We start from the raw sequence: 26936 nt of genomic DNA, 5'->3' as shown, positions 1-26936 counted from the left end.
AATCTTCTATTTTTCTCAAAGGTTAACTGGATAATAATTCTTGGTGTTTATTTGCTAAGCCTAAATACGTCTCAATGACTTTTGGGTCATTGGCAAGCTCGGCTGCTGGCCCCTGCATAGCGACTTGGCCGCCTTCAAGCACATAGGCGTAATCCGCCACTCTGAGTGCGGCGCGAGCGTTTTGTTCGACCAATAGAATGGAAACACCCTGGCGTCTTAGGTCGCTGAAAATGCGAAAGATTTCGCGGGTGATTAATGGCGCTAGCCCTAAGCTGGGTTCATCAAGCATGAGTAGTTTAGGCTTGCTCATCATGGCTCGGCCAATGGCCAGCATTTGTCTTTCGCCACCGGATAAGGTGCCCGCTTGTTGTTGGCGACGTTCCCAAAGGCGAGGGAATAAGCTGTAGATTTCAGCTAACGTCTTATCGTAGGTTTTATCGCCTTTTCGATAACGCAGAAAAGCGCCGAGCAATAAATTATCTTGCACGCTCATGCTGGTAAACAGTTCGCGTTTTTCTGGGACTAAGCCAAGACCATGGCCAACCAGTGTTTCCACTTCTGGGCTGGTAAACTCTTTATCATCAAATCGAATAATGCCACTCGATGGCAGAACTCCCATGATGGCCGATAAAAGCGTTGTTTTGCCTGCCCCGTTTGGTCCGATGACAGTGACTAATTGACCTTCTTTGAGCGTAAGGTCTATGCCTGTTAGCGCATTGACTTTGCCGTAGGCGACTTTTAGGTCACTGACTTTTAATAAGTCTATATTGCTTGATTGATTCACTCTTCCCCTCCCAAATACGCTTCTAATACGGCAGGGTTGGTTTGAATTTCTTCGGGTTTACCCTCGGCGATTTTCTCTCCAAATTCCATGACGACTATCCGATCCACAAGGTTCATAACAAAGTCCATATCATGCTCAACAAGCAGAATAGCTAAACCCTCTTCTTTTAATTTGGTGAGCAATTGCGCTAAAGCTTGCTTTTCTTTAAAGCGTAAACCCGCCGCAGGTTCGTCTAGTAACAAGACACAAGGGTCAGCACACAATGCCCTTGCGATTTCGAGGATGCGTTGTTGGCCAAGCGCCAAGCTTCCCGCTTCTGCATAAAGGTGATCACCTAAACCTACTCGTTCGAGTTGGTACTTGGCTTCTTTCAGCAGTCGTTGTTCTTCTTCTCTTTCTCTGTGCAAGGCGGCACTCATGACACCTTTTGAGCCGCGCATGTGTGCACCCAAGGCAACGTTTTCAAGCACTGTCATCGTGGGTAACAGCTTCACATGCTGGAAGGTGCGGCTCATACCCATGTTAGCGACTTGGCGAGAGCTTTTACCTTGTAAACTTGTGCCCATGAAGATCACCTCGCCGTCGCTTGGTGTATCCACCGCAGACAATTGATTGAACATGGTGCTCTTACCTGCGCCATTCGGGCCGATGAGGGCGAGGACCTCCCCAGCATGAAGTGATAGGTTCATCTTATTATTAGCAACCAAGCCACCAAACCGACGAGTGACATCGTGGGCTTCGAGTAGTAACTCACCTTTTTCAGGAAGGGGTCTACGGGAAAGGTTATCGACGTTTTCATTGATCAAAATGTGCTGTTGAATACGCCAGCGCATAGGGACTAGTTTGACCAATAAAGGCCACAAACCACCCGGAGAGCGCTGCATCATAAAGACGATCAGTAGGCCAAAGACAATGGTTTCATATTGACCATTGCTGCCCATAATAAGCGGTAGCCAATCCTGTAACCATTGCTTAAGCATGGTGAGTACACCGGCGCCAACGAGTGCTCCCCATACACTACCAACGCCACCAATAAGTGCCATAAATAAGTAGTCAATGCCCATGTGCAGACCGAAGGGTGTCGGGTTAACAAAGCGTTGAGTGTGAGCGTAAAGCCAGCCAGAAATAGCCGCAAAAAGAGCTGATATGAGAAAGATCACCATCTTGGAGCGAAAGGTGTTTACGCCCATGGATTCCGCCATTAGTTGTCCGCCTTTGAGTGCGCGAATAGCTCGTCCTTCCCGTGAATTTAATAGATTGCTGGTGATCCAGATCGCCAATAAGAGAATCACCCAGATGAGATAGAAAATCTTTTCGCCTTTATCGAGCAATAGCCCGAAAAAACTGAGAGAAGGCAATCCGCTGATGCCAGTATGGCCGCCCATGGAACTCATTGTGCCGAATAGATAATAAAGGGAAATGCCCCAAGCAATGGTTCCCAAAGGCAAATAGTGACCTGATAAGCGTAAGGTGAGAGCGCCGAGAAACAGAGCCACCGCCGCAGTGAGAGTGATTCCGACAAGGAGTGCCAACCAAGGCGAACCTGCTGTCCAGCTTAACCATGCTGGCAACTGTTCAGTTGTGGTCAGATAGGCGGTGGTGTAAGCGCCTAACCCAACGAAAGCCGCTTGACCAAAGCTGGTCATACCGCCAACGCCTGTGAGTAGAATTAAGCCAAGAACCACTAAAGCGTATAAGCCAATATAGTTTAGCAAGGTGACTTGGTAGGTCGGTAATACCAGTGGAGCAAGTGTTAAAAAGACGAGCCCGATAGCGATTAGGTAACGATGTTTCATTATTCCTCATCCTCTACATGCTGGCTGTTCATCGAGCGCCAAATTAGGAATGGAATAATCAATGTGAAAACAATGATCTCTTTGTAGTTGCTTGCCCAGAACATGGAAAAAGCCTCAATCATGCCAACCGCCACGGCTCCTATGGCGGCAATAGGGTAGCTAATCAACCCGCCGATAATGGCGCCAACAAAACCTTTTAAGCTGATAATGAAGCCTGAGTCATAGTAAAGCGTGGTAATCGGGGCGATTAAAATGCCCGATGCAGCACCTAAAAATGCCGCTAATGCAAAGGTCGCCTTGCCTGCAAAAACAGGTGAAATGCCTTGTAGTCGAGCGCCCATTCTATTTACCGCGGTGGCTCGTAAGGCTTTACCGTATAAAGTGCGTTCGAAGGCGATAAAGAGACTAACGATCAATACAATGGAGACCAGAATGATCCATAAGGTTTGGCTTTTCAGCATGACGTTGCCTAAGCGGAAACCAGAATCTGAGAAAGGCTGAGTGCGAGCGCCCTCAGGACCAAATAACAGAAGCCCGACACCGACCATGGCAACATGAGTGGCAATAGAAACAATGAGTAATACCAGTGCAGGTGCATCGGCCAGTGGTTGGAAGAACAAGCGATACATAATCGGGCCAAGTGGCACAATCAAGCATAAAGTTAATACGGCTTGGAAAAACATTGGCGTTTCAGCCAAATTCAGATAATGCATTAAGCCAACCATTAATAAGGCGTAGCCAAGCTTGAGCGCTGTTTTTTGCAACTTGGTTTTGTCGATTCGAGTTCTGGCTTGCTGATAAATGTCGAGACTGCAATCGATAGTGGTCAGTAATAATAAAAGCCATTCCAACACTGGCGCTTTGCCCATTTGAATGGCGGCCATGGTTAAGGCACCAAAGGTCACAAATTCACCCAGAGGGATAAGTAAAATGCGCGTCACGGTAAAGACCAGCAAAATGGATAATGCTAACAAGGCATAAATAGCGCCGTTGGTTAACCCATCCTGTCCGAGCAGTGTGGCAATCTGAAAATTCATCTATTCGGATTCCTTGTCTCTCTGTGTTTAATGAGCTCTAAAATTTTATTATTAGGGAATTGGCACTGGGTCATTGACGACAGTGCCAAGTGAAACGGTTTTATTTCAACAAAGTCCATTTGCCATTTTTCACTGTGATCAGCTCGCGTCCGCGTTCATCAAAACCACTATGATCCGCAGGTGTTAAGTTATAAACCCCTTGTGTGGCTGGCATTTCTTTGGTGTGTTCAAGAGCGCTTCGTAAAGCGGCACGAAACTCTGGTGTGCCCGGTTTGCCAGCTTTTAAAGCGGAAGGGATGGCATTCTTTAACAAAAGCCCAGCATCAAACACATTGCCTCCGAACGTTGCTGGTGTTTTTCCATAAAGGTTTTTGTAGTCGGCAACGTATTTGGTCGCAATGGCCTTGGATGGGCTATCTGGCACTTCGTCCAGAACCAGCATCAAACTGGCTGCCAGAATAGTACCCTCTACGGCTTTACCACCTAAGCGTAAAAATGGATCAAGAGCGGCCCCATGAGTCTGATAAATTTGCCCGCCATAGCCTTGCTCTTTAAGAGTGGTTTGCGGCATAACCGACGAGCTGCCCGGAGCGGCAATTAAAACAGCATCAGGATTGGCGATTAGAATTTTTAAACTTTGTCCTGTTACGGAAGTGTCCTGACGTTGGAAGTATTCATTCGCAACAATCTTGATACCAGCTTTTTTCGTTAGCTCCTTCATTACCTTTGACCAGTTTTCCCCAAAAGGGTCGGCGGTTCCAAATAAGCCTATGGTTTTGACACCTGACGATTTCATTTGATCGACCAAAGCTGAGGCAATTAAGTCATCGTTTTGTGTCGTCTTAAATACCCATTTTTTTTGCTCTGTCATTGGAAGAACCACAGCGGCTGTTCCAACTGGTGCCAGCATAGGTGTACCAGATTCGGCAGCGAACTGAATCACGCCCATGGCATTACCTGAACCACTAGGCCCAATAATCGCGTCTACTTTTTCTTCATCAATGAGTTTTTTGAAGGCTTTTACTGTGGCAGTCGGGTCGCTGCCATCATCCAGTGAAATGTAAGTAACTTTCTCACCCGCAACGGATTTAGGCAGCAGGGCGACTGTGTTCTTTTGCGGAATGCCGACTAGGGCAATTGGGCCTGTACTTGAGCTAACAACCCCAATTTTAATCTCTGCATTCGCTAACGGGGCAAGCAATGACGAGGTTAAAAACAGAGCGGTACATATTTTCTTAGACAGCATAAGAATCTCCTGTTGTGGTTGTTAGTTTCGTGCCATATGGCCTTAAAAAACGTCTCAAAAACTCAGATTGTTTTTAGGTCTTTTGCACTAAGTGTGCCATTTAGTGGGGGTGCACTATCGTGAGTCTTGCTTCTTACAAGGGTCTAAAGAGTCTTTTAGTGTTGTTTTTTTGACCAGAAAAATAAGCGCTAACGCCTTGTGATTGTTGGATTTTATAGTGAATAAAAAAGAACAAAAAATATGGTTTTTTAGGTATGTTTTTTTCGAATTAAAATATTTTTGATATGGCGTTTTTTGTTTTTGATGTTTTGTGGTCGGTGAAAATAAAATTTGACGTGTATTTTTAAAATATATTTATATATCAACAATTTAATAAAAATATAAAGTGCTTATCTCTTGCTGTGGTTGTGCTTTTAGTTGGTGCGGTATGTATTTTTTGCATCAATTTTGTGCCTTCATAAAGTTGAGTATTTAATTGAAAAATTAGTTGACAAGTAAAGTAAAAAAATAGGATTTTATAAAAAGAAGTTTACGTGATTCACGAAATACATTCGGTGTTGAGCCTACTAGGAGGATTCAACTGATGATTCAAGATAATAGTGTGGCAACTTTTCCGAAGGCCTCCCAAGGCTCCATCCATGATGCGCTTCATGGTGATGAGTTTAAAAAGCTAATGGATGACATTCGTACTCGTGCCAGAGCAAATGAATTTGATGATCAACAATTTATTAGTCAGGACATTATTGAGCGATTTCGCGATTTAGGTATTTACCGAGCGTTAGTGCCTAAGAGCCTAGGCGGTGATGAGTTAAGTGCGGCGCAATTTTGTGAAGTGATCGAAGAAATCTCGAAAGCCGATGGTTCGGCCGGTTGGGTGGCCAGTTTTGGTATGGGAGTGGTGTATTTATCTGCCTTGCCTTTGGAAACCATTAAAACCATTTATGCCGAAACGCCTAACAAAATCTTTGCTGGGGGGATTTTTCCTCCTCAGCCAGCCGATCTAGTAGATGGCGGCTTTAAAGTAAAAGGTCGCTGGAAGTTTTCCAGTGGTTGTAAAGGGGCGGACATCGTTGGTGTGGGTATCGCACCCAAAGAAGGTGACAAACTAGGTTTACCAAGAATGGCCGTTATGCCTGCGAGTAAAGCCGATGTTGTGCACAACTGGGATGTGGTGGGTTTAGCCGGCACTGGTAGCCATGATCTTGTGGTTAACGATGTTGAAGTGGCCGAAAACTGGACCTTTGTTCGTGGTGGCCCATCGAATTTGAATGAAACGATTTTCCGCTATCCATCTTTGTCTTTTGCGACGCAAGTTTTATCTGTCGTGGGGTTAGGTATTGCTCGCGCTGCATTGGATGAGCTGAAATCCATGGCATCAGGTCGAGCGTCTGTCACAGGTGCGCCAAACATTGGTGAGCGCCCTCTTACTCAGGCCGAATTGGCTAAAGCAGAAGCCGAGTTGCGCGCTGCACGTAGCTTCTTTTATGAATCCATTACGGATGCGTGGAACACTCTTGAAAAAGGTGAGGAAGCATCGGTGGAACAGGTAAATCTATTACGACTTTCTTCGACTCATGCCGCTCGCGTTTCCGCCGATGTGGCGCGAAGAGTGCAATTGCTTTCTGGTATGACAGGTGTTTATCGAACGAACCCATTATCGCGTTTTGTTAATGATGCTCAAGTGGTGACTCAACATGCCTTTATGGGAGATGTTACTTGGCAAAATGCTGGAGCAGTTTTCTTTGGATTGAAGCCTTTTCCAGGCTATCTATAAATTGTCGTACCGCAATAGAAAGAACGATTTTGTTACTAATTAGAACCTATTTCTAACCTAGAATTCGAATCAAGGAGACACAGATTATGAGTGATAAAAAACCGTTACGCGTTATGTTTTGCATGGGTATTAATCAGAATTTCATGGATGCGCCAAGAGAAGAGCAATTGGACGTATGGGCGGCATTTAGTGAAATGTGGAACGGCATTCATAACATGGAAGGCGTTACTGTGATTGGTAATATGGACGATGACCAAAGCATGGTTGGCCCTTCTTCTGGTTACCCTTGGACAACCTATCTTCTTGCCGACGTGATCGATTACGACACGGTGACGGCTTGTTGTAACTTGTTCCGTACCACGTCGGTAGGCGATTCACCTTATAAACTTTGGCGCTACGCTAAAGTGGAATCTCGTATCGGTCGTGAATTGATCGTACAGACAGCTTAAGTTAAGGCCAAGTTGATGACCAACCTTGAACAGCAAAATGCGCAACTTCAGCAACGACTTTCTAGGCTAGAAAGTGAGCGAGATATTTCAGCCTGCATCAACCGCTATATGGACTTGTGTGACCATTTGAACCCACAAACACCATTAGATGAGTTGGGCGATTTATTTACGCAAGACGCTCGCTGGGAAGGTAAAGGTGCTCGTTATGCAAAGAGCTTTGGCGGATACCAAGGCCGTGATGCCATCCTTGATATGTTAGCGAAATACACGGTTGAGCCTCCGCATTTTGCGCTAAATGTTCATTACTTGGCGTCACAAGTGATTCGAGTTGATGGTGATGTGGCGTTTGGTAGCTGGAATATGTTGCAGGTATCGACCTTTAGTGCAGGTGGTTCACACCTCAATAGTGCTCGACTTAGCGTTCAGTTTCGTCAGCAAGAAGGTGTTTGGCGTATGTCGCACTTTGAAACCGAGAATCTATTCAGTCGCCCTGTGGGTGGCTGGAATAATGATGCCGAACTTCCTGTTCCAGATACCAAAGACTAAATAACCCCCTCGCCAGTGAATGGCTGGGTGACCAATAGATTACTAAGAGTATGGCAATGAGCGAATTAATAGAGCTTGAGAATATTAGTTTAAAAGCAGCGGATATGGTCGAAGATGGGCGTGTTCATAAGGCCTTGTATTCTGATCCTGCTATTTTTGAAGAAGAGTTGGACAAGGTATTCAATAATACTTGGGTCTTCATCGGACATGAAAGTGAAGTGCCAGAAGTGGGTAGCTTCAAGACATCTTTTGTTGGTCGCCATCCGGTTATCTTGAGCCGTGACCGTAAGATGAATACACATGTATTGCTTAACCGTTGCCGACACCGTGGTGCGACCGTGTGTGAAGGCCGTAAGGGAAAAACCAAAGCTTTTACCTGTCCTTATCATGGTTGGGGCTATGCCCTAGATGGCGGTTTACGTGGTCTACCAAAGCCAGAAGAATACGAAGGTGTCATTGATAAAAGCGAATTACCCCTTGAAAGCTTGCGCCATGAATCCTATCAGGGCTTGGTTTTTGCCACCTTTAAAGACGACATCGAGCCATTAGAAGACTTTCTTGGTGGTGCGAAAAAATGGATCGATTTGTTTGTTAAGCAAGGTGGCGGTTTCCCATTAAAAGTCTTGGGCGAGCACCGCTTTAACTTTCCCGGTAACTGGAAAATCCAGTTAGAAAACACCACAGACGCTTATCATTTTCCTATCGTTCATAAATCTTTTGTCAGCTCTTTGGATGATGCCACCGCCGATATTTTCGACTTTTTAGATGGTGAAGGTTTTGTTGAAGACCTAGGTCATGGCCATAGCGTGATGGTGATGATTCCTGATTTGATTGACTTAGAAGCCGATCTAGATCAGCCGATTCCAGCGCGGTTTGAAGAGCTGGCTCAAGCGCTTCGTGATGAAGGCCAGGATGAAGACCAAGTAAAACGCTTAGTACGTGCCGCCCATGGTACTGGGTTTAATCTAAATCTTTTCCCTAACGTATCCTGTTCTATGGCGTTTTTCCGTGTACTACGTCCTGTTACCGTGAATGAGACAGAAATTCAGCACGTGGCGATAGGTGGTGAAGGAGCGCCTGCGGTATTTAATCAAAAACGTATGCGTTTGCATGAGCACTTCCAAGGGCCGATGGGCTTTGGTACACCAGATGATGGTGAAGCATGGGAACGTGTTCAAAAAGGCTCAATGGCAGGTAAAGACGGTTGGATTCTGGTGAACCGAGGGATGGAAAACTTGCATACTTCGCCTGATGGTAATGTGGCTGGTGCTGTGTGTTCTGAAACGGGCATGCGCGGTGCCTATCAGAAGTACAAGCAAATGATGGCCGCAGGTGAGGAGAAGTAACCATGAGCATCAACACAGATTTGGTTAACAAGGTAACCGCCTTTATTTGGCACGAAGCGGATTTATTGGATCACAAAGAGTATCAAGATTGGTTGTCTTTGTGGAACGACAGTGGCCTTTACATAGTGCCGACAGACAATAATGAAACTGACTACGAAGCCACGCTGAACCTAGCTTTAGACGACAAAGACATGCGACGCATGCGTGTTGCGCGTCTAGAAAGTGGTGAGTCTGTTTCTGCCGGCGCGGCAAGTGCCACGGTGCGGATGATGTCACGTGTTCGAGTGCTTGAAGAAAGCACAGATCAAGTTGTCGTGCGTTGCGCGATGACCTTGAATGAATTACGTCATGGCAAATTAGTTACCTATCCTGCTGACATGGAATACATATTAACGCCAACAGATGATAGCTACCGCATTCAGCGAAAAGTGGTGAAGCTGATGCACGCCGATGGCTTCCTACGTACCGTTAGCTTTATTTTTTAGGAGATATTCAATGTCTGAATCACAGGTTGCTTTAGTCACTGGTGCTGCGCAAGGTTTGGGTTATCAGATAGCGGGTCGATTATTGGCGGCTGGGTATCGAGTCGTATTAACCGACGTGGATGGCGAAGCGGTAAAAAAAGCGGCGCTTTCACTAGATAACACAGGCAATTGTGTTTTGCCTTTAACGCTGAATATTGCAAAAAAGGCCGACTTTGAAGCCGCTTTAGCGGATGTTTTGGCTTTTTGGGGTGGATTGCATGTGCTGGTTAACAATGCAGCGGTCACTAAGGCCACGCCTGTGATGGAGATTTCACCTGAAGAATTTAACCAAGTGGTGAATGTTAATTTAGGCGGTGCGTTTGTCGGTTGTCAGGTGATAGGCAAATACATGGCAGAACAAGGTTATGGTCGCATTATTAACATGGCGTCTTTGGCGGGCCAAAATGGCGGAACCTCGACGGGTGCACACTATGCGGCTTCCAAAGGTGGCATTCTCACCATTACTAAGGTGTTTGCTAAAGAGCTGGCCGCAAACGGCGTGACGGTAAATGCCATTGCTCCTGGCCCTATTGATTCTCCGATGGTGAAAGCGCTTGTTCCTGAAGAGCGTTTACCGACGTTACTCAGCGCTATTCCAGCAGGACGCCTAGGAAATGGTGATTTTATTGGTGATATGGTGGTGCAATTTGCCAGCCCAGAAGCCTACTTCACGACAGGAACAACTTGGGACGTGAATGGCGGCCTTTTCATGCGCTAACCCTCTCAAAAGGAGAAAAAGATATGCCTGACGCATTATTAAAGGTTGTGGTGCAAAAGCGTGAAATGCACACAGACTCGATAGTTGTTTTGGAATTGGTAGACCCACAAGGCAAGTCCTTACCTGCTTTTGAAGCGGGGGCACACATTGATTTACATTTAGGGGATGAGTTGATCCGACAATATTCCCTTTGCGGAGACCCGGCAGACACTTCGGTTTATCGCCTCGGTATTCTGAAAGACCCAGATTCTCGTGGTGGCTCGATTGCCGCTCATACCAAGTTACTAGAAGGCACTGAGCTGATGATAAGTCAGCCTCGTAACTTATTCCCATTAGTGCCAGAAGCAAAGCGGTCTATCTTGATTGGTGGTGGTATTGGTATCACCCCAATGATTTCCATGGCCCATGAATTACATCACGCAGGTGGCGATTTTGACCTTTGGTATTGTGGTCGTTCTGCACAAACAAGCGGATTTCTCGATGAGCTAAAAAACAGCGCCTTTGTTGAGCAAGTGTATACCCATTTCACCTCAGAACATAATGGTCAGCGATTAGACTTAGCTAAAGTGTTTCAAGGGGCTAATGATTCAGTTCATGTCTATGTATGTGGCCCAAATGGCTTTATGGAATGGGTGATTGAAGCTGCTAAAAAACAGGGGTTTGCTGACACAAATATTCATCGTGAGTTTTTTAATGTTGAACTTGAAACTGGCGGCGACAGTTTTGAAGTGTATGCCGAGCAAAGCGATGTCACCGTCACGGTAGGTGAAAACGAAAGCATCGCCGATGCGCTAAAAGCCGCCGGCGTTAAAGTGCAAGTGGCTTGTGAGCAAGGTACTTGTGGTACCTGTTTATGTGATGTCAGTGAAGGTATTCCTGACCATCGGGATGTGTATTTAACAGACGATGAAAAAGAAGACAATGACCAAATTACCTTGTGTTGTTCTCGTTCTCTTTCTCCTCGTTTAGTGATTGATATATAAGGAAACTGTCATGATAGAAACGAAATTATTTCGAGATGGAATGGCGCTATTGGGCAGTGCTGTTTCTGTTATCACCACAGATGGTGAGGCTGGGTGTTATGGTTTTACCGCTACCGCAGTGACCAGTGTGACCGATGAACCACCAACCTTATTGGTATGTATGAATCGAAACTCGTTTGCGAACCCGCATTTTAAGGAAAACGGTGTATTGTGCGTAAACGTCTTGCAAAGCCATCACCAAGGCGTGTCTTGGGATTTTGCTAATCGTGACTTAAGCAGTGAAGAACGTTTTGCTAAACACAGTTGGCAAACATTAAAAACAGGTGCTCCGGCCTTAGATGAAGCCTTGGTTAGTTTTGATTGTGAAATACACGAAACCCATGAAATGGGGTCGCACACGGTATTTTATTGCCGAGTCAAAGACGCCAAGGTTGGCACAGAAGGCAGTGGTTTAGTGTACTTTAATCGTGCTTATCACGCGTTGGATGAAAAGTCGGTCGCTTCCGCTTAATAGCCACTCTCATACTTTATCAGGAGCTCTATACCCTATGGCAATCGCAATGAATAAGATGAGCTTAGTGCAAATGCTGCACGCAATAGAGCAAGGTGAGTACAGTGCAGAAGCGCTCATCCATGCTTGCTTTGATCATATAGAAGCAAGAGAGCCAGAGGTTAAGGCGTGGCAATATCAGCTAGATAGATCGGCTTACCTTTCTCATTATCGTGATAACCAGTCATTCTACGAAGCCAGCCAATTGAAAGGGTTGCCGATTGGAATTAAAGACATTATTGATACCAAAGACATGCCAACAGAAATGGGCTCGCCTATTCATAAAGGTCGTCAACCTATTGAAGATGCCTCTTGTGTGGCGCTGATTCGTCAAGCTGGCGGCATGGTGTTAGGTAAAACAGTGACGACAGAATTTGCCTACTTCAAACCGGGTAAAACACAAAATCCGGCAGATTTAGCTCGCACACCGGGTGGTTCGTCGAGTGGTTCTGCGGCGGCTGTTGCCGATGGCATGGTGCCTGTGGCGCTTGGTTCGCAAACGGCGGCGTCGGTGATTCGTCCTGCGGCTTATTGTGGTTCTATTGGTTATGTTGGAAGCCGAGGTGAGTATTCACTTCGTGGTGGCCAGCCCTTAGCCCAGTCCCTTGATTCCCTTGGATTGTTTTCTCGTTATGTGGAAGACATTCAACTACTGCGTGCTATTTTACTGCGTCAGTCTGCCTCTGTAGCGAACGCAAACTTTGCAGCTAAAAAGCCAAAACGTATCTTATTTTGCCGAGGTGAATTGGTGGGTGAAACCTCTCCTGCCATGAACGAAGCCATGCAAGCGTTGGCAGATAAGCTGGTTGCACAAGGCGTAGAAGTGATTGAACTAGAGGCTGGCACACGTTTACAAGAAATGGTCGACCATCATGGCAATATCATGGCTTGGGAAGTGTGCCGTAACTTGGTACTAGAATCCCAACAACCTGACTTATTGAGCGCCCCTCTTAAACAACTCATTGACGATGGTCTGTCGATGGATCGTGAAACCTATCTATCGTCTTTAAAGGCGGCCGAAGCTTGTTGCGATTGGCTGTGGTCATCGAACTCTAATATTGATGCCGTGCTTGCGCCAGCCGCGTCCGATATCGCGCCATTAGGGCACGATAAAACCGGCTCCCCTCATATGAGTCGCCCTTGGCAAGCCATGGGTTTACCTGTCATTACCCTACCCGGCATGACAGATGACAATCACCTTCCTTTAGGCATTCAACTGATCGGTAAACCCCGTACCGATGACGAGCTATTGCAAGTCGCTAAATGGGTAGAGTCTCTGTTAGTAAAGGCTTAACTCGCCAATAACCGAACGCCGAGAGTGGCTAGCAATACCCCTGTGACTCTTTCTATCCATACTTTGCAGGCGGCCACCTTGTTTTGTATGGGGGCTGATGTGAGTAGACAGGCAACGAGTCCGAACCAAAGGAAATGCACGAAAGCGATGTAGAAACCGTAGCCAAGTTCCATCACGACTGAGGTGTTAGGGGAAATTACTTGGCTAAACAGTGACACGATAAATAGCATGGTTTTCGGGTTTAACGCATTGCAGGCGAAGCCCATCCAGAAAGACGATTTATTGTTTGCCAATGGTTCCGATATTGGGCTGGTGGCTGATGGTGGCGTTGTTGTCATGAACCATCTTTTGATGTCTGGCCACAGAGCAGATAACCCCAACCAAACTAGATACAAAGCACCAAGATAACGTAGCGTGTTTAATACCCAGACGTTGTTGGCGAATACAATGCCGAGCCCCAGCAAGGTGTAAGCCAAATGCACACCGATTGCCACGCTGATGCCAAGGGCGCACAAGATACCTTCCTTTCTTCCTTTTAATAGCGACACACGGGAGACCATGGCGAAGTCTGGTCCCGGACTAATGACCGCCAGCAAGGTAATGATGGCGACCGAATAGAGTTCGAGATTGTCTATGTTGATCATGTTTATAGTCTCTTGTTTGTGAATATAAATAGTATGAGATAGTCTTTATCACAATTAAATCGATAAAAAATGGTTAATACTGTGAATAATAATCACACAAATGACTATCCTCAAAAGAGAAAACTACCACCTTTGTCTGCACTGACAGCGTTTGAAGCGGCGGCTCGGCATCAAAGTTTTTCCCGTGCGGCAGAAGAGCTACATTTAACCCATGGAGCGATTAGCCGAGCCGTAGGGCAAATGGAAGAGCGTATCGGTGTGAGTTTGTTTGCTCGCCGTAATCGTCGAGTGTATTTAACGGTGGCAGGTCAAAGGTTGTTTAAAACCGCAACTGAGGCGCTGGATGCTTTGAGCCAGACGGTAGAAGAAATTCACCGCCATGACAGCGCGTCACCATTTCTTACTGTGTCCTGTGAACCCAGTTTGGCGATGCGTTGGCTAATGCCGAGGCTAGGAGCGTTTCGTGAGCTTCATCCTGAGTTAAACATCGATTTACGTATGGCAGGCGGCCCTATCGATTTATTGTCCGAGAATTGCGACATTGCGATTCGCCGTACCGATTTCGGTATCAGTGACGATTACTGTGTAACGCCCATATTAGAAGAGGTCGCAGGTCCAGTTTGCACGCCAGATTATTGGAATAACACCATAGGGAAAGATCTGGAAAAGGCGAATTGGTTACACAGTCGTACGCGTCCAGATGCTTGGCATCATTGGAAAATCGCCAATGATATGGTGAAAGTGAAGCCAGCCAATGAGCAATATTACGATCACTTTTTTTATACCTTACAAGCGGCGCAAAATCAGCTTGGTATGGCAATTGGCTCACAGCCGTTAGTGCATGATGACCTGAAGAGTGAACGCTTAATTGCGCCACTAGGGATGGAATCGACAGGCTATGATTATGCCTTGATTACCCTAGACAGCCCCAAACATGACCCTAGAATTGCTGCTTTTTGTGATTGGATCATGGGGAATTCCACTATCAAGTGAGGCTTCTTAATGGCGTTTTGAAAAGGTTTTTTAAGCATCATTTCGCAAAGTTTACTAAAGCCTCGCCTGTTAAGCGGTAGCTTGTCCATTCGCTTTGAGGCTTAGCGCCAATACTGTCATACATATCGATGGCGCTTTGATTCCAATTCAATACACTCCATTCAAAGCGCCCGCAATTGTTCTCTAGAGCAAGCTTTGCTAGATGTTTCATTAAGGCTTTGCCTGCACCCACACCACGTTTTTTTGGTGATACATACAAATCTTCTAAATAAATGCCGTGTTGCCCTAACCAAGTAGAGTAGTTGAAAAAGTACACGGCAAAGCCTATGGCTTCTCCTTCGTGTTCACAAATGAGGGCATGGGCTTTGGCATTGTCTATAAATAAGGTGTTCTCGATGATTTCCACTGTGTTGTGTACGGCGTTGGGCTCTTTTTCATAAATAGCGAGGTCGGTAATAAAGCCTAAAATGGTTGCAGCATCGGAAATAACGGCAGGGCGAATAATCATGAAAATATCCATTTATAAGTTGAGATAAGAGTTTAATTAGCTTTTTAAAGATAAGGAAGCAATGACTATTAAGGTGTTTTCTATACGGGCATCTTTGACCACATAACATGTCTGTATAAAAGTATAGGGCAACAACGAAGGCCAGTTACCATTTACCTCCACTGGAGTGCCCTCCTTTTGAAGGCCCACCTGAATGTCCTCCTCTGGAAGGGGCGCCTCCAGATCTTGATGGTTCAAAACCTCCAGATGGTGAGCGAGAATCGGAAGGGCTATTATTGCTAAAGCCTCCTCGACTGCCGAATCCGCTCTGCTGATTAAACGCAGGGGGATTGTTGCTTTTCCCGTTGAGGTTTTCCCAATTACTACTCCAGTCGCTATTGCGTCCCCAGTTATTATTGTTCCAACTGCCGTTTTCCCAGCTGCCGTTAAACGCCGGTGGCGGGTTACCAAGAAATGTTCCTGGTCCTGTTATAGGCGAACGCTCAAAGAAATTATTATTAAAGTTGTGCTGTTTTTGTTCAAAGCTGTCCTGAGTGTAGCGTCGATTTTGTTGTGTGTTTGAACCACGATCTTCCACTATGTATTCTCTGCTTTGGCCTTTAAAGGGAATGCTTTCTTCGTAGCGAATAAAGGTTAATTCACGGCCTTTTTTCGTGTATTTGCCTTTTAGTGTGAGGGTTTGGCCTTCTTTTACTTTCAAAATGGCGTCTGGTAGAGCTTGCCCTGCAATTTCCCAACCGTCTTTTTTGTCGTAGACGACAGGGGCCGTGAGTTGCCATAAGTTATCATTTTCGGTGGGCATGATATCCGTTGCATAGAATTTATCGTCGTGGAAGTAACCACTTACTTTTACATAGTCCTTGGTAGCTAAAGTTGGCCAATGGCCGGGTATATTGGGGTCTTGGTTAATCGTCATACCCTGTATTACCAAGCTGCCATCTAATATCTTGTCGATTCGTCCAATTACGGCATGATGAATAAGAATTTCTTTTGCAAACCAGGTGTCGCCTTCCTGTTCCGCAAGAACTTTGACTTGTTGACCAAGACGCAGAGCATCTTCGTTTGATGCTATGCCATCTACTTTAATCTGGGTGCCTTTATTTAACTCGACTTCTAGGCCATTAACCCAGATGCTGCCAAAGTTTGTGATAGTGCCAATGATGCCTGTGCCGCCGATTCCTCTATCATCAATATTTGCGTATTTACCTGTACCACCAATACCACGATCTTCGCCTGCCCAAGTTAAGGAGAGGCAAGTCAATAGAACCAATAGTATCGTTAAACACCTAGTCATTCTTAGAGTCCTTTTCTTGGTAGAAATAGCTACCAAGAATAAATCTATGGTCGTTGTTTTCGTTTACATCATCTTGTTTAGCTAGGCTTTGCGCGCGTTTATTGATGCGAATCAGCAAAGCTTTTGTTTCCTCATCTGCCAGTTTTTGTAACTCTATTACTGAGGCGTGGGAGAGATGGTCGTAGAAGACGGAGCGTTCTGGAAAAGCGTTTTGTTCGCCACGGACATTGTGCTCACAAGTGGCTATGTGGTCGGCTGTATTACGAGCAAAAAAAGCGATTTTTGTAGCTAGATCTTCAGATGGGAACAAAGCCTCAGTAATTAAACAATAACCTTCATCGTTACCTTCAATTATGCCTTTTTGTAAGCAATCATCGAGCATAGTTCGGGGTCGAATATCGGAACTAACAGAGCGGACCAAAAGCTCAAATGAAGACCGAGATAAGGTAATAGGCTTGCCTTGTTCATCTAGGTATTGTGAGTCGCCAAGCCAAAGGCTAATTAAGCGCGAAGTAAGAGAAGCTTTTTCTGATCGGCTGGAATTGACCTCAGGATTTAATTCTGTGAGACGTTTTACGTCTTTTCGATGCACACCACTGACCACACTAATTCGACTTAAGGTGGTGCGTTCTCCACTACGGGTTAGCTCTTTTTGTACTTCTTCTACGTAGGCATGTTTCAGGATTTCAGTAAATTCAACGAAGGTTACGCCTTGACGCACAACAAGTTTTACCAATGGACAAAGAACCTTATGTAAGGCTTGTGCGATAAGTTGCTTTACGCTACTGGTGGCTGAGTGTTCAGACATAATTGTCCATTATAAAGTGGTTCGTTGAGTGATCTTGCTAAGAAATATTGACACTGTTTAAGTCTTTTCGCTTATCTAAAATTCCTTTTCTTGACCCTATTAGGTTACCACAAAGCCTTTCTTATCGGCATGTTTCTCCGTGGTTTCTAGCATTTCTTCTCCCTATTCAAATAGCCCATTAATCGTAAGTAAAGAAAGCTATTGGTAAAAATGTAGCAAAAAAACATTGACGTGGGAATCTTTCACACGATACTGTTTGCTCTCTACGTGGGAAAAAATCCCACAATTAAAGAGGAGGAATACCATGTTGAAAGTGTCAGTGATTCGCCTGCTGTTTGGAGCGGTGATGAGTTTGCTTGCTATGACGCTGTCGGCCACAGCCGTTTATGCCGCAAGTGCGATGGATGAAGAGACCCGTTCAACGAACAGTGGAGGCACTACGAGTAGCTCTGCGTCTGCAATTAGCGAAGAGAGCGCTTCTACTGTCGAAGCTGTTGGTTCTGGAGGGAGCAGCAATGCGATGAGCGAAGAGCAAAAGGCCACATCCAGTGATAGTAATGCCGTGGGTGTTGACCGAGCAGAAAGTACCAGTACTGAATCGTCTAGCAGGCATTTTGGAGGTTCTGATGGAAATAGGCATTCTTTTAGCGGTAATCGTTTTAGCGGTAGTCGTTCTGGAGATGGGAATATGGGTGGTCATCGCTCTAGTAGTGATCATTCGGGAGGTTCTCGGTCTGGTGGTAACCGCTCTAGTAGCAATAATTCAAGAGGTGGGAATTCTGATGCTGGCCGCTCAAGAGGTAATCATTCAGAAGGCGGAAAGTCTGGTGGTAGCCGTTCTGGAAATGGTCGATGGCATTAAAAAAAACGCCAGTAAAACCGTCTTTAAGAAAGCTCCTCAGTCAATTGAAGTGGCATTTGAGAGAAATATTAAAAAATAGGAATCAGATTATGAAAACAATGTTAATAAACACAGTGCTTATCATGGGGTTAAGTGTTTCATCCTTTAGTTTTGCAGAGATTCATGCACAAATTGGCGCCGGTTCCCGTGGCAGTGATATTAAGAATAACAGTAGTAGCTATGATGGTGATTTTACAGCCCCTGTTTTTTCTGCACGGCTATTACCCAGTAATCATTTCGTTATCGAAACGAACTATTATTTCGCTGGTGGCGGGAAGTTCAGCCAAGATTCAAATCCTACTTCGAATCCGTCAAATTTTGAAACATCTGGGTTAGAGCTTAATTTATTGTTGAGTACAGACATGGTCAGTGATGGATTCTATGCCTATGCAGGTATTGGTTATTTTAGTGAGCGCTGGAAGTCGATTACCAGTGGTAATAAGTATAATGCGAGTGGTTTGCAAGTTCCTGTTGGCGTGGGCTATAACTTCGGAAATTTTTCGGCGGACCTACAGTATGCTTATCGTGAACCTGATGCTTATAAGGGAGAGATTTTCGATACCGATAGTGATCCAGAAGCGTCTATTTATCAGTTTCGCCTACTAACTAATTTCTGACATTGTGCTATTCCAAATGGGCGTGTGTATTGAGCTGTAAGCTCTTATACATTCGCCTATTTGTATGTTTTGGCTCCTGACACTTTATTCCTTTCGCATTGTAGGGTTCTGTTTACAAAATTACGACAATATAAAGTCCTTACGTTTGTACGACCGATTTCATGAGAATAATTATTCTGTATGATTATTAGACGGTTTAATTTCATATTAAGCTTTAATTTTGTCCGGTATTGATAAACATGCGTAATAACATAACGAATATATTGTCGTTTCATGTCGTTGGCTTGGTTTAAAGAGGTATAGTCCAATGACGCAGGAAGCTAACCAACATCAAGAATGTGAAATTCAATTAGAAGACTTTCTCGATTCCACTCCGGTTGCCGTTGCTTGGTCTAACATTTCTACTGGACGCATCGAATATATCAATAAAGCATTTGAGCAGTTCTTTGGTTATACGTTAGAAGAGATTTCTGATATTGAAATCTGGTATCAACGTGTTTGTCCTGATCCAGAGTATCGTCAGACAGTGATCGAACCTTGGATCATTGATTTCCAAAAAAACGCTCCTTCACAAAAAAATCTGAAAACACGAATTCTCTGCAAAGACGGCTTTTCTCGACAGGTGAGCATTTGTTTTTCTACGGTGGGTGATATAAGGCTGTGGCACTTTACCGATATTACTGACTATTGGGTGGCTGAGAAAAGGCTCAGGGCGCGTAGTGAAATGCTTGAGATGGTGTCAAAAAGTTCTGCTTTGAAAGACATTTTGAATGTCATTGTTAAGCAGGTGCAGCTGGAAAGCCTTTCTTCTGTTTGCAGTGTCTCATTGTTTGATAGTGAAACTCAGCGCTTGATGTTGGGGGCGGCCCCAGATTTGCCTAATTTCTACAATCAGGCAATAGAGGGTATTGAGATTGGTATGAATGTTGGTTCTTGTGGAACGGCTGCCTATTTGAATGAACGAGTCATTGTTGAAGACATTCGCACTCACCCCTATTGGCAGGATTATGCTCAACTAGCTAAAGATGCTGGCGTTGTTGCTTGTTGGTCCGACCCTATTCGTTCTGCGAAAGGTGAATTATTGGGAGCATTTGCTATGTACCATGCAACACCAAAACTGCCAACGGAAAAAGATCTTGAGCTAATTAATTTTGCTAGTAGCTTAGCCAGTATTGCTATAGAAAACCATAATAGTCATCAGGAACTAGAGCGTCGAGCCTATTGTGATTCTCTCACCGGGTTAGCTAATCGTCGCTCTTTTTTTGAATTAGCGGAAAAGGCATTGTTGCAGTGTCTAATGTCTCAAAAGCACTGCTCTATGCTGATGATGGACGTGGATCATTTTAAAAGTATAAATGATGCTTATGGCCATGCTTCAGGAGATTTAGTGTTGAAACAACTGGCTAAAATGCTCGAACAAGCGCTGCCTGACGATGCTATTTTGGGGCGTATAGGCGGTGAAGAGTTTGCTATTTTACTACCTGATAGAGATGGCGATATGGCGACTAGGGTGGCGGAATGTATTCGTGAAACGCTTGCCAATTCAGCGGTAAAAAGTTTAGATAATCAATCCCTGCATTTTACAGTTTCTTTAGGCGTGTCATTCAAGGTTGGTGTTCATTGTAACATTGATGAATTACTCAGATTAGCAGATAAAGCACTCTATCAAGCAAAGGAAACAGGTAGGAACCGAGTGTGTGTTGCTAACTGTTTTCAATCTAGTTTTTCCTAATTTATTCCCTTCAAGCAATTGTCCCATGGTCGAATTCAAGGGGCTCTTTTTTGTGCATCAAGAGTATGAGCGCCGAGAATGGACAAGCTTAGACAGTGCCGCTCAGTGGTTAATGGCTTTCACTATTGGTGGGTATGCAGCGATATTGAAAAGTAACTATAATGCTTTGGTGATTTTGACGGGTTAATTTATAAGTCTTTTAGGAGATCTGAAATGGGTCGGAAGCGTCAGCCTAGTTCGTTTAAAGAGTCTCCAAAGGGCTACCTTAATGGCTATAGTGAGCAGGTTCAGCAACAGGTTATTGCTTTGCTTGATGCTGAAAAAACCGGCGACCTATTACTTAAAAAATACCCATCCGCTCACGGTTTAAATAACACACGCCAATTATATGATTACGCCATGGATATAAAAAACACCTTCATGCGTAGTTCTTCTCCCATCAGTAAAATCATTTACGACGATAAAATCCATGTGATCAATAATGCCCTTGGTCTTCATACTTATGTGTCCCGTGTACAAGGCAATAAGCTTAAAGCAAAAAATGAAATTCGTATTGCCTCTATGTTTCGACGTACACCAGAGCCCTTGCTTAAAATGATCTTGGTCCATGAACTGGCTCATCTTAAAGAAAAAGACCATAACAAAGCCTTTTATAAACTTTGTTGTCATATGGAGCCTGATTACCATCAGTTAGAATTCGATCTACGACTTTATCTTACCCATAGGGATCGTTTTGGTGATCTTTGGTGTTAAAGGGTTTTATTTTTCAGAAAATTCTGAATACATACCTTCCAGACGGTCAAAATTGCTGCTATTTAGGTTAATTCTTCCCTTTTTTTAAAATATTTTTCTTTCTCTTAATTTTGCCTTAAGCCGCATTTTTTCTCGGCTACAAGCCGTTTGAGTGTAAAAGTTTTTTAAAACATCGTTTCAAAAGTGTAAAAAATGCAATCAACCCCCTTCCAAAATGAAAAATAAGAGGTTAAATTAAAATCTCAAACCTACAATAATAAAACGGTGTTTCAAAATGAAAATAAAAATAATTTCCGCTGCCGTCCTAGTTGGGCTAAGCAGTGCAGCAGCTAATGCAACCTCAATTAACCTTCGTCATGAATTCTCTCCTGCCTATGACGGCCAATCTGCATCCCACTCTGACCGTATTGAAGTCGGCCATCGCTTTAAAAATGGTATTGGCTTTGGTGTCGAAGCGAAGTGGAAAAGTTTAAACGAAGATGCCTTTGGTGAGCAGGTGGGCAATAACCAGCAAACGAACATCAGCTATAGATATAAGGTATCGGATACGATTACTTTAACGCCACAATACAAGTGGGAAGCAAGTTCGAGTAAGTTAGATCATCAATTTAACTTAAGTCTTGGCTATAAAGTGAATAGCGATTGGTCTGTGGGCTTCCGTCATCGCTATAACTATACCAATAATGTAGGCAAGGCCAACTCTCATTATAATCGCTGGACCTTTTCTGCTGGCTACAAGGGCCTTGAAAATTGGGCGTTAGGTGCTAGCGCCGATTATACCTTTAATCAAGAAGCATCCGGGCCTAGATTTGAAGATAAGCAAGCTTGGTTCTCTGATTTTAACTTCAAGGGCGAATATAAAGGCCTGAAAAATGGTTGGAGTCCATTCGCTGAAATTGGCCTGAAGCCTTATAAATCCGGTAAGACTTACAATTATGATAATGGTGGATCAGGTTCAGTTAATGATAAGTGGCGTCCACGTTATCGCCTGGGTATGAAGTACAGCTACTAATCGTTAGGTTCTGTAGTTTGTAGGTAAAATAGCAAAGGCCTATTTTCTTCCCCTTTAAATAGGCCTCTTGCTTTAACCAATTTGATCGGTATACAAAGAGCTAGATGCTGGCTTCTTTCATTTGATTTGTTGCATTGATGGTGGTGATTTTCTTTGTTAAATACGCCAGTAGAACGCCATACATTGGGATAAATAGCCCTAGGCTGATAAGCAACTTGAAACCATAATCCGCTAATGCAATTTCCTGCCAATGCTCTGCCATAAAGGCGTCAGGGCTCTGATAAAACGCAATCCCAAAGAAGGCTAGCGTATCTAACCCATTGCCTAGCAAAGTCGATGCTGCTGGTGCTACCCACCATGTTTTTAGTGAACGAAGTCGATTAAACACCTGAATGTCTAGCACTTGTCCAAGTAAATAAGCCAATAAACTCGCTATTGCGATACGTGCCACAAACCAATTTAATGACCCTAAAGATTCGAAGCCTTGAAACTGCCCTTGATAGAAAATGACAGACAATACGTAGGATACGATTAGCGATGGAATCATGACCCAGAAGATGATTCTGCGTGCTAGCGGAGCGCCAAAAATCCGTACGGTAAGGTCGGTTGCTAGAAAAATGAAGGGGAAGGTAAACGCGCCCCAGGTGGTATGCAGACCAAAAATCGTAAAGGGAATTTGTACTAAATAATTGCTGGAAGCAATAATGAGTAAGTGGAAGGCAGCGAGATAAAGCAGTGCCTTGCTTTGTTGCTCAGGGGTAAAACTATTCATTATGTGACCTTTTTAATTTCGTTTGGGGTTAGGGAACCCAAATAGAAGCCTCTATTTTTAATAGGTTAGGCTTCCATAGTGAATTTTGATACGTTCGGTCAGATGACCGAGCGGTGCGCATTATACAGAAATGGTTTTTACTGTCTATTAATTGATCGAAAAGTTTTTAGCCCTCTTCGTCAGCATTATTGATGCGCGCGAGGCGAGCTTGTTCTTCTTCGTAGGCCTCTTGGATTTCGACTAACACAGAATCCACATCGGCTTCTTCTGTTGGTTCATCAAATAAGCCCGTGAGTTCGGTTTCGGGGGTCAACTTTCCCGCTTCATATATAGACCAGATCTCTTTAGCGTATTGGGTGTCTAATAGTTCTGGTGCAAACATGCCGTAGTAATTTCGCATGTTATTGACATCTCGCTCTAGCATCCACTCGGCATGGTTATTCGCAACGGCATCGACGGCCTGCGGTAGATCAATGATGACAGGGCCGTAGTCGTCCACGAGGACATTGAATTCGGATAAATCTCCATGTACCAAGCCAACACAAAGCATGCGTACAACGTCTCTGATGATGTCTGCGAAGTCTTCCCGAGCCTGTTCTGCTGACATAGATACATCATTCAGACGCGGTGCGACTTCACCGTCATCGTCAGTGATGAGTTCCATCAGCAATACCCCATCAAAGCAACCATAAGGTTTAGGGACACGAACACCAGCATCCGCGAGTTTGTAGAGTGCTTCTACTTCAGCGTTGTGCCAAAGGTTTTCTTGTTCATCGCGACCAAATTTTGAGCCCTTCTCCATGGCTCTAGCGCGGCGGCTATTTCTAACCTTGCGCCCTTCGCGGTATTGGACGGCCTGTTTGAAACTACGTTTAGCGGCATCCTTGTATACTTTTGCGCAACAAATTTCTGACCCACAACGCACGACATAGACTGTCGCTTCTTTGCCGCTCATGAGCTGTCGAAGAACTTCGTCGATTAAACCATCTTCAATAAGCGGTTGTATTCTTTTAGGGATTTTCATGCTGCTCCTTATACGTGGAATAGATGATAGAGGAAACCGCCGACAATATAAAACAAAGATATTAATGATTTTTAATCTTGCTCAGGCTTATTTAATGGCCTTTCATTAAACTGGCTTTAATTGCGGTTTTATTCTTTCTCTTCGACACGCTTTTTGTATTCATTACGAATAAGGAATTCGATCATTTCATTGATTTTTAATCCTTTTTCTGCTGCTAATGCATTGAGTTTTTGTTTGGTGTTGAGGGTCATGCTAATGCTATAGGGTTTTTTTCCGCTGGTTTTTTCGCGGAACTTTTTTTGACTCCAGGCTTTCTTCATTTTATCAATAACGAGGGCCTTACGATCTTGGTTGTCTGCTAGATCGAAAGTAGTGATAACCGCTGCTTTTTGATCTTCGGTTGTTACTGGTAGCCAAGCTTGTTTCAGCGGTCTTTGGGTAATGTTTTGCAGGTAGGACCATGCCCACGCCCATTGGGCTGTATTGGAGTCATCAAGCCAATTGATAACACTATTATCGAGGCGAACCTCTTTCCATTTACTTTTTATAAACTCAATGGCTTCAAGTTGTTGTTCAAGGCTTGCTTCCCCATGGTGAAAGGCATCGATAATATCGTTGCATCTGTCTAATACATTATCTCTTTCCGAGGCAAATGCTTGAACTGACAATTTTGCTAGCAAGGCTTCTTTTGTAGCGGTAGGAGAAGGGGGTGTTTCGGTTTCTTCTGTTTTACGCTTTAGATAACACCATGCCCAGTTGCAGAGCCGCTCATCTTTTTTATCAAGCCATTTAAAATCATTAGAAATAAGCTGAGTGGCCTTAAAAGCAGCGCGCATTTGAGACGTTAGATTTTTCACTGCTCGATTTTTATTAACCAAGCTATCGATTTCTATATTGAGTTTTTCTACTCGGTCGCTTTTTGAGCTTCCCCGCAAGTTTCTAATTGATACACCCTTTACATGGTGAGTGAGGTAGTCAATGTAAAAGTCATATTCTCTTTCAGAAGCTGCTTCAAGAAAGTCTGGATTTCCTCTCAACATGATTTCAATTCCTTTTTAACTAATTAATATTAGTAAAATAATATTTACTACTGCGTAGAGTGTTCTCTAAATTTACGTTTATTTTTGTAATTTATCAATAAAGTAGCAGAGTATTTTTAGTGAATTTATATATTTATTTTAAAACATAAGTTTTTTCTAATCTATCTGTAGAAACTTATTTGAATCAACAATGATTAAAATTGGTATTTTTAAATAGAGTACATAAAGGACATAGTTAGCAAACAGTGTCTTGAATAGGGCGCAAAAGCCATGTTTAGAGTGTTGTTAGGGCGTTGAAGCTATGGTTGGTGGAGGGGCGTTATAGTTAACGCAGAGATGGCTTGAAGAAGGGCCGGGGTTGAATAGGGTCTTTTGCATTATGGAGTGAGGAAGCGCTAAGCGTCGCTAGCGACGCTTTCTGCGGTTTTTATTTGATGAAGACTTATCTCGTGAAGAGTGTAGACCTAGTGCTTTAGCTCGTAAGGCTTTTTTAGACGGTTCGCGTTTCTTTGTCGTTTCTTCTGCTGTATTTAGGTCGGGTTCAAACCCTGGGAACCATTGCGGAACAAAGCTCTCTCCAAGTAGCTTTTCAATGTCGGCTAATAGGTAGTTTTCCTTTGCTGATACCAGTGAAATGGCCACCCCTTCTGATCCTGCACGGCCGGTGCGGCCAATGCGATGGATGTAGTCTTCTGCGTTATAGGGTAACTCATGATTGACCACGTACTGTAATTGTTCGATGTCTAACCCTCTGGCGGCTACATCAGTTGCCACAAGAGCACGTATTTTTCCTGCTTTGAAGTCGGCTAAAACTCGATCTCTGGCTCCTTGGGATTTGTCGCCATGGATAGATTGAGTCGCGATGCCGTCTTTTTGCATTTCTTTAGCGAGTTCATCGGCACCCTGTTTTGTGCGGGTGAAGATAAGCACCTGCTGCCAATTTTTTGAGCCTATCATGAAAGACAGTAAGGCACTCTTACGGTTTTTATCCACTGTATAGATAAGCTGCTTCACTTGATCTGCCGTGGTGTTTCGACTGTCAACTTCGATCAGTTTTGGTGCTTTTAACAAGGTTTTACTTAAGGCAAAAATTTCGTCATTGAAGGTGGCAGAGAAAAATAATGTTTGTCTGTTGTCAGTGCTTGGTAGATTTTTAAGGATTCTTTGGATATCTATAATGAAACCCATATCCAGCATACGGTCGGCTTCGTCCAATACCAGAGTCTTTAATGCACTTAAATCCACGAGTTGTTTCATGATTAATTCAAGTAGGCGTCCAGGTGTGGCAACTAGAATATCGCAGCCTTTATGTAACGCATCGAGTTGCGGATTAATGCTTGCGCCACCGTACACAACAACGGATCTAATCGCTAAGTTTTGGCTGTATTTAACAAAACTGTTATATACCTGCTGGGCCAGCTCACGGGTGGGTGTTAATACTAAGACGCTGACTTCATTTGACTTTATTTCATTGTTTGTCAGTAGCTTATGCAGCAAAGGCAAGGCGAAAGCGGCTGTTTTCCCGGTTCCAGTTTGTGCGCCTGCCATGATGTCTGCTTGAGTTAATACCGCTGGAATTGCTGCGACTTGAATTGGTGTTGGGGTGGTATAGCCCAATACTTCGACTTGATGAATGATGTCTTGATGGAGCCCTAAAGACGCAAAACTCATTTTTTTCTCGCTTTACTAATAAGAGTATTGAATAGTATGCATTGTAACATTTCAAATGACGGTTTTTATTTCTTCTTGGGGCGTTTTATTTATTAGGGACTTTATTAGGGAGGCACCCTT

General features: G+C 44.1%; 28 protein-coding genes. 16 read left to right on the top strand and 12 right to left on the bottom strand.

All coding sequences use genetic code 11. The features are described 5' to 3' along the window. Window positions 1–22: 22 nt before the first annotated feature. The 4 genes from I8J31_RS00850 to I8J31_RS00835 form a co-directional block, all read right to left on the bottom strand. Window positions 23–784: an ABC transporter ATP-binding protein gene (locus I8J31_RS00850; RefSeq protein ID WP_325101156.1), complete on the bottom strand. Its 762-nt coding sequence runs from the start codon at window positions 782–784 to the stop codon at window positions 23–25. Further along, window positions 781–2580: a branched-chain amino acid ABC transporter ATP-binding protein/permease gene (locus I8J31_RS00845; protein WP_199466293.1), complete on the bottom strand. Its 1800-nt coding sequence runs from the start codon at window positions 2578–2580 to the stop codon at window positions 781–783. Before I8J31_RS00845 ends, I8J31_RS00850 begins: the two co-directional genes overlap by 4 nt. Then, window positions 2580–3617: a branched-chain amino acid ABC transporter permease gene (locus I8J31_RS00840; RefSeq protein ID WP_199466292.1), complete on the bottom strand. Its 1038-nt coding sequence runs from the start codon at window positions 3615–3617 to the stop codon at window positions 2580–2582. The genes I8J31_RS00845 and I8J31_RS00840 overlap by 1 nt, the downstream gene beginning before the upstream one ends. A 100-nt stretch (window positions 3618–3717) precedes the next feature. Then, a complete protein-coding gene (locus I8J31_RS00835; protein WP_199466291.1) occupies window positions 3718–4863 on the bottom strand; it encodes an ABC transporter substrate-binding protein in 1146 nt (381 codons plus the stop codon). Between the two features lie 583 nt (window positions 4864–5446). On the opposite strand from I8J31_RS00835, the gene I8J31_RS00830 reads away from it, so the two are divergent. The 9 genes from I8J31_RS00830 (at window position 5447) to I8J31_RS00790 (ending at window position 13047) form a co-directional block, all read left to right on the top strand. Then, the gene (locus I8J31_RS00830; RefSeq protein WP_199466290.1) at window positions 5447–6637 is read left to right on the top strand and encodes an acyl-CoA dehydrogenase family protein; all 1191 of its coding nucleotides are present in this window, start codon (window positions 5447–5449) and stop codon (window positions 6635–6637) included. 86 nt (window positions 6638–6723) lie between these two features. Continuing rightward, window positions 6724–7086, top strand: a complete 363-nt coding sequence (locus tag I8J31_RS00825) for an IacB protein (protein WP_199466289.1) — start codon at window positions 6724–6726, stop codon at window positions 7084–7086. 15 nt (window positions 7087–7101) lie between these two features. Then, window positions 7102–7632, top strand: coding sequence for a nuclear transport factor 2 family protein (locus I8J31_RS00820; RefSeq protein WP_199466288.1), 531 nt, complete (start codon window positions 7102–7104; stop codon window positions 7630–7632). Window positions 7633–7688: 56 nt separating this feature from the next. After that, entirely contained in the window at window positions 7689–8978 is a 1290-nt protein-coding gene (locus I8J31_RS00815; RefSeq protein ID WP_199466287.1) for an aromatic ring-hydroxylating oxygenase subunit alpha, read from the top strand. Window positions 8979–8980: 2 nt separating this feature from the next. Then, window positions 8981–9463: an aromatic-ring-hydroxylating dioxygenase subunit beta gene (locus I8J31_RS00810; protein WP_199466286.1), complete on the top strand. Its 483-nt coding sequence runs from the start codon at window positions 8981–8983 to the stop codon at window positions 9461–9463. A 10-nt stretch (window positions 9464–9473) separates the two neighbouring features. Continuing rightward, window positions 9474–10220 (top strand): SDR family NAD(P)-dependent oxidoreductase, encoded by a 747-nt coding sequence (locus I8J31_RS00805; protein ID WP_199466285.1) that lies wholly within the window; start codon window positions 9474–9476, stop codon window positions 10218–10220. A gap of 23 nt (window positions 10221–10243) precedes the next feature. Beyond that, a complete protein-coding gene (locus I8J31_RS00800; RefSeq protein WP_199466284.1) occupies window positions 10244–11203 on the top strand; it encodes a PDR/VanB family oxidoreductase in 960 nt (319 codons plus the stop codon). A 10-nt stretch (window positions 11204–11213) separates the two neighbouring features. Next, window positions 11214–11714 carry a flavin reductase gene (locus I8J31_RS00795; protein WP_199466283.1) on the top strand — a complete coding sequence of 167 codons (501 nt, stop codon included), beginning with the start codon at window positions 11214–11216 and terminating at the stop codon, window positions 11712–11714. Between the two features lie 37 nt (window positions 11715–11751). Then, a complete protein-coding gene (locus I8J31_RS00790; protein WP_199466282.1) occupies window positions 11752–13047 on the top strand; it encodes an amidase in 1296 nt (431 codons plus the stop codon). Here I8J31_RS00790 and I8J31_RS00785 read toward each other — a convergent pair. After that, on the bottom strand, window positions 13044–13691 hold the full coding sequence (locus I8J31_RS00785; RefSeq protein ID WP_199466281.1) for a LysE family translocator: 648 nt from the start codon (window positions 13689–13691) through the stop codon (window positions 13044–13046). The two genes, I8J31_RS00790 and I8J31_RS00785, sit on opposite strands and share 4 nt — an antisense overlap. Window positions 13692–13772: 81 nt before the next feature. Between I8J31_RS00785 and I8J31_RS00780 the strand changes: the two genes are divergently transcribed. Then, window positions 13773–14684: a LysR substrate-binding domain-containing protein gene (locus I8J31_RS00780; RefSeq protein ID WP_325101155.1), complete on the top strand. Its 912-nt coding sequence runs from the start codon at window positions 13773–13775 to the stop codon at window positions 14682–14684. 37 nt (window positions 14685–14721) lie between these two features. On the opposite strand, the gene I8J31_RS00775 is transcribed toward I8J31_RS00780, so the two are convergent. From I8J31_RS00775 to I8J31_RS00765, 3 genes are all read right to left on the bottom strand, one after another. Then, a complete protein-coding gene (locus I8J31_RS00775) occupies window positions 14722–15192 on the bottom strand; it encodes a GNAT family N-acetyltransferase (RefSeq protein WP_199466279.1) in 471 nt (156 codons plus the stop codon). A gap of 145 nt (window positions 15193–15337) precedes the next feature. Further along, window positions 15338–16486 (bottom strand): DUF5666 domain-containing protein, encoded by a 1149-nt coding sequence (locus I8J31_RS00770; RefSeq protein WP_199466278.1) that lies wholly within the window; start codon window positions 16484–16486, stop codon window positions 15338–15340. After that, entirely contained in the window at window positions 16479–17294 is an 816-nt protein-coding gene (locus I8J31_RS00765) for a DUF6502 family protein (protein ID WP_199466277.1), read from the bottom strand. Before I8J31_RS00765 ends, I8J31_RS00770 begins: the two co-directional genes overlap by 8 nt. Window positions 17295–17598: 304 nt before the next feature. Between I8J31_RS00765 and I8J31_RS00760 the strand changes: the two genes are divergently transcribed. The 6 genes from I8J31_RS00760 to I8J31_RS00740 all read left to right on the top strand — a co-directional run bounded on the left by I8J31_RS00760 (window position 17599) and on the right by I8J31_RS00740 (window position 22309). Further along, window positions 17599–18156 carry a hypothetical protein gene (locus tag I8J31_RS00760; protein ID WP_199466276.1) on the top strand — a complete coding sequence of 186 codons (558 nt, stop codon included), beginning with the start codon at window positions 17599–17601 and terminating at the stop codon, window positions 18154–18156. Window positions 18157–18245: 89 nt separating this feature from the next. Then, on the top strand, window positions 18246–18812 hold the full coding sequence (locus I8J31_RS00755; protein WP_199466275.1) for an outer membrane beta-barrel protein: 567 nt from the start codon (window positions 18246–18248) through the stop codon (window positions 18810–18812). 307 nt (window positions 18813–19119) lie between these two features. After that, window positions 19120–20544: a bifunctional diguanylate cyclase/phosphodiesterase gene (locus I8J31_RS00750; RefSeq protein WP_199466274.1), complete on the top strand. Its 1425-nt coding sequence runs from the start codon at window positions 19120–19122 to the stop codon at window positions 20542–20544. A gap of 52 nt (window positions 20545–20596) precedes the next feature. After that, window positions 20597–20731 (top strand): hypothetical protein, encoded by a 135-nt coding sequence (locus I8J31_RS20960; RefSeq protein WP_267905873.1) that lies wholly within the window; start codon window positions 20597–20599, stop codon window positions 20729–20731. Window positions 20732–20757: 26 nt separating this feature from the next. Continuing rightward, window positions 20758–21297 carry a M48 metallopeptidase family protein gene (locus tag I8J31_RS00745; RefSeq protein ID WP_199466273.1) on the top strand — a complete coding sequence of 180 codons (540 nt, stop codon included), beginning with the start codon at window positions 20758–20760 and terminating at the stop codon, window positions 21295–21297. 274 nt (window positions 21298–21571) lie between these two features. Further along, the gene (locus I8J31_RS00740; protein ID WP_199466272.1) at window positions 21572–22309 is read left to right on the top strand and encodes an oligogalacturonate-specific porin KdgM family protein; all 738 of its coding nucleotides are present in this window, start codon (window positions 21572–21574) and stop codon (window positions 22307–22309) included. A 100-nt stretch (window positions 22310–22409) separates the two neighbouring features. Here the strand turns inward: I8J31_RS00740 and I8J31_RS00735 are convergent, their stop codons facing one another. From I8J31_RS00735 to I8J31_RS00720, 4 genes are all read right to left on the bottom strand, one after another. Then, a complete protein-coding gene (locus I8J31_RS00735; RefSeq protein WP_199466271.1) occupies window positions 22410–23081 on the bottom strand; it encodes a 7-cyano-7-deazaguanine/7-aminomethyl-7-deazaguanine transporter in 672 nt (223 codons plus the stop codon). Between the two features lie 166 nt (window positions 23082–23247). Beyond that, complete coding sequence (locus I8J31_RS00730) at window positions 23248–24105, bottom strand: PA4780 family RIO1-like protein kinase (RefSeq protein ID WP_199466270.1); 858 nt, start codon at window positions 24103–24105, stop codon at window positions 23248–23250. A gap of 128 nt (window positions 24106–24233) precedes the next feature. Further along, window positions 24234–25145: a hypothetical protein gene (locus I8J31_RS00725; protein WP_199466269.1), complete on the bottom strand. Its 912-nt coding sequence runs from the start codon at window positions 25143–25145 to the stop codon at window positions 24234–24236. 405 nt (window positions 25146–25550) lie between these two features. Then, complete coding sequence (locus I8J31_RS00720; protein ID WP_199466268.1) at window positions 25551–26816, bottom strand: DEAD/DEAH box helicase; 1266 nt, start codon at window positions 26814–26816, stop codon at window positions 25551–25553. Between the last annotated feature and the right edge of the window lie 120 nt (window positions 26817–26936).

Origin of the sequence: Marinomonas transparens (assembly GCF_016463975.1) — a bacterium.
Classification (GTDB): Bacteria; Pseudomonadota; Gammaproteobacteria; order Pseudomonadales; family Marinomonadaceae; genus Marinomonas; species Marinomonas transparens.
This window is presented reverse-complemented; position numbering and strand designations above follow the sequence as displayed.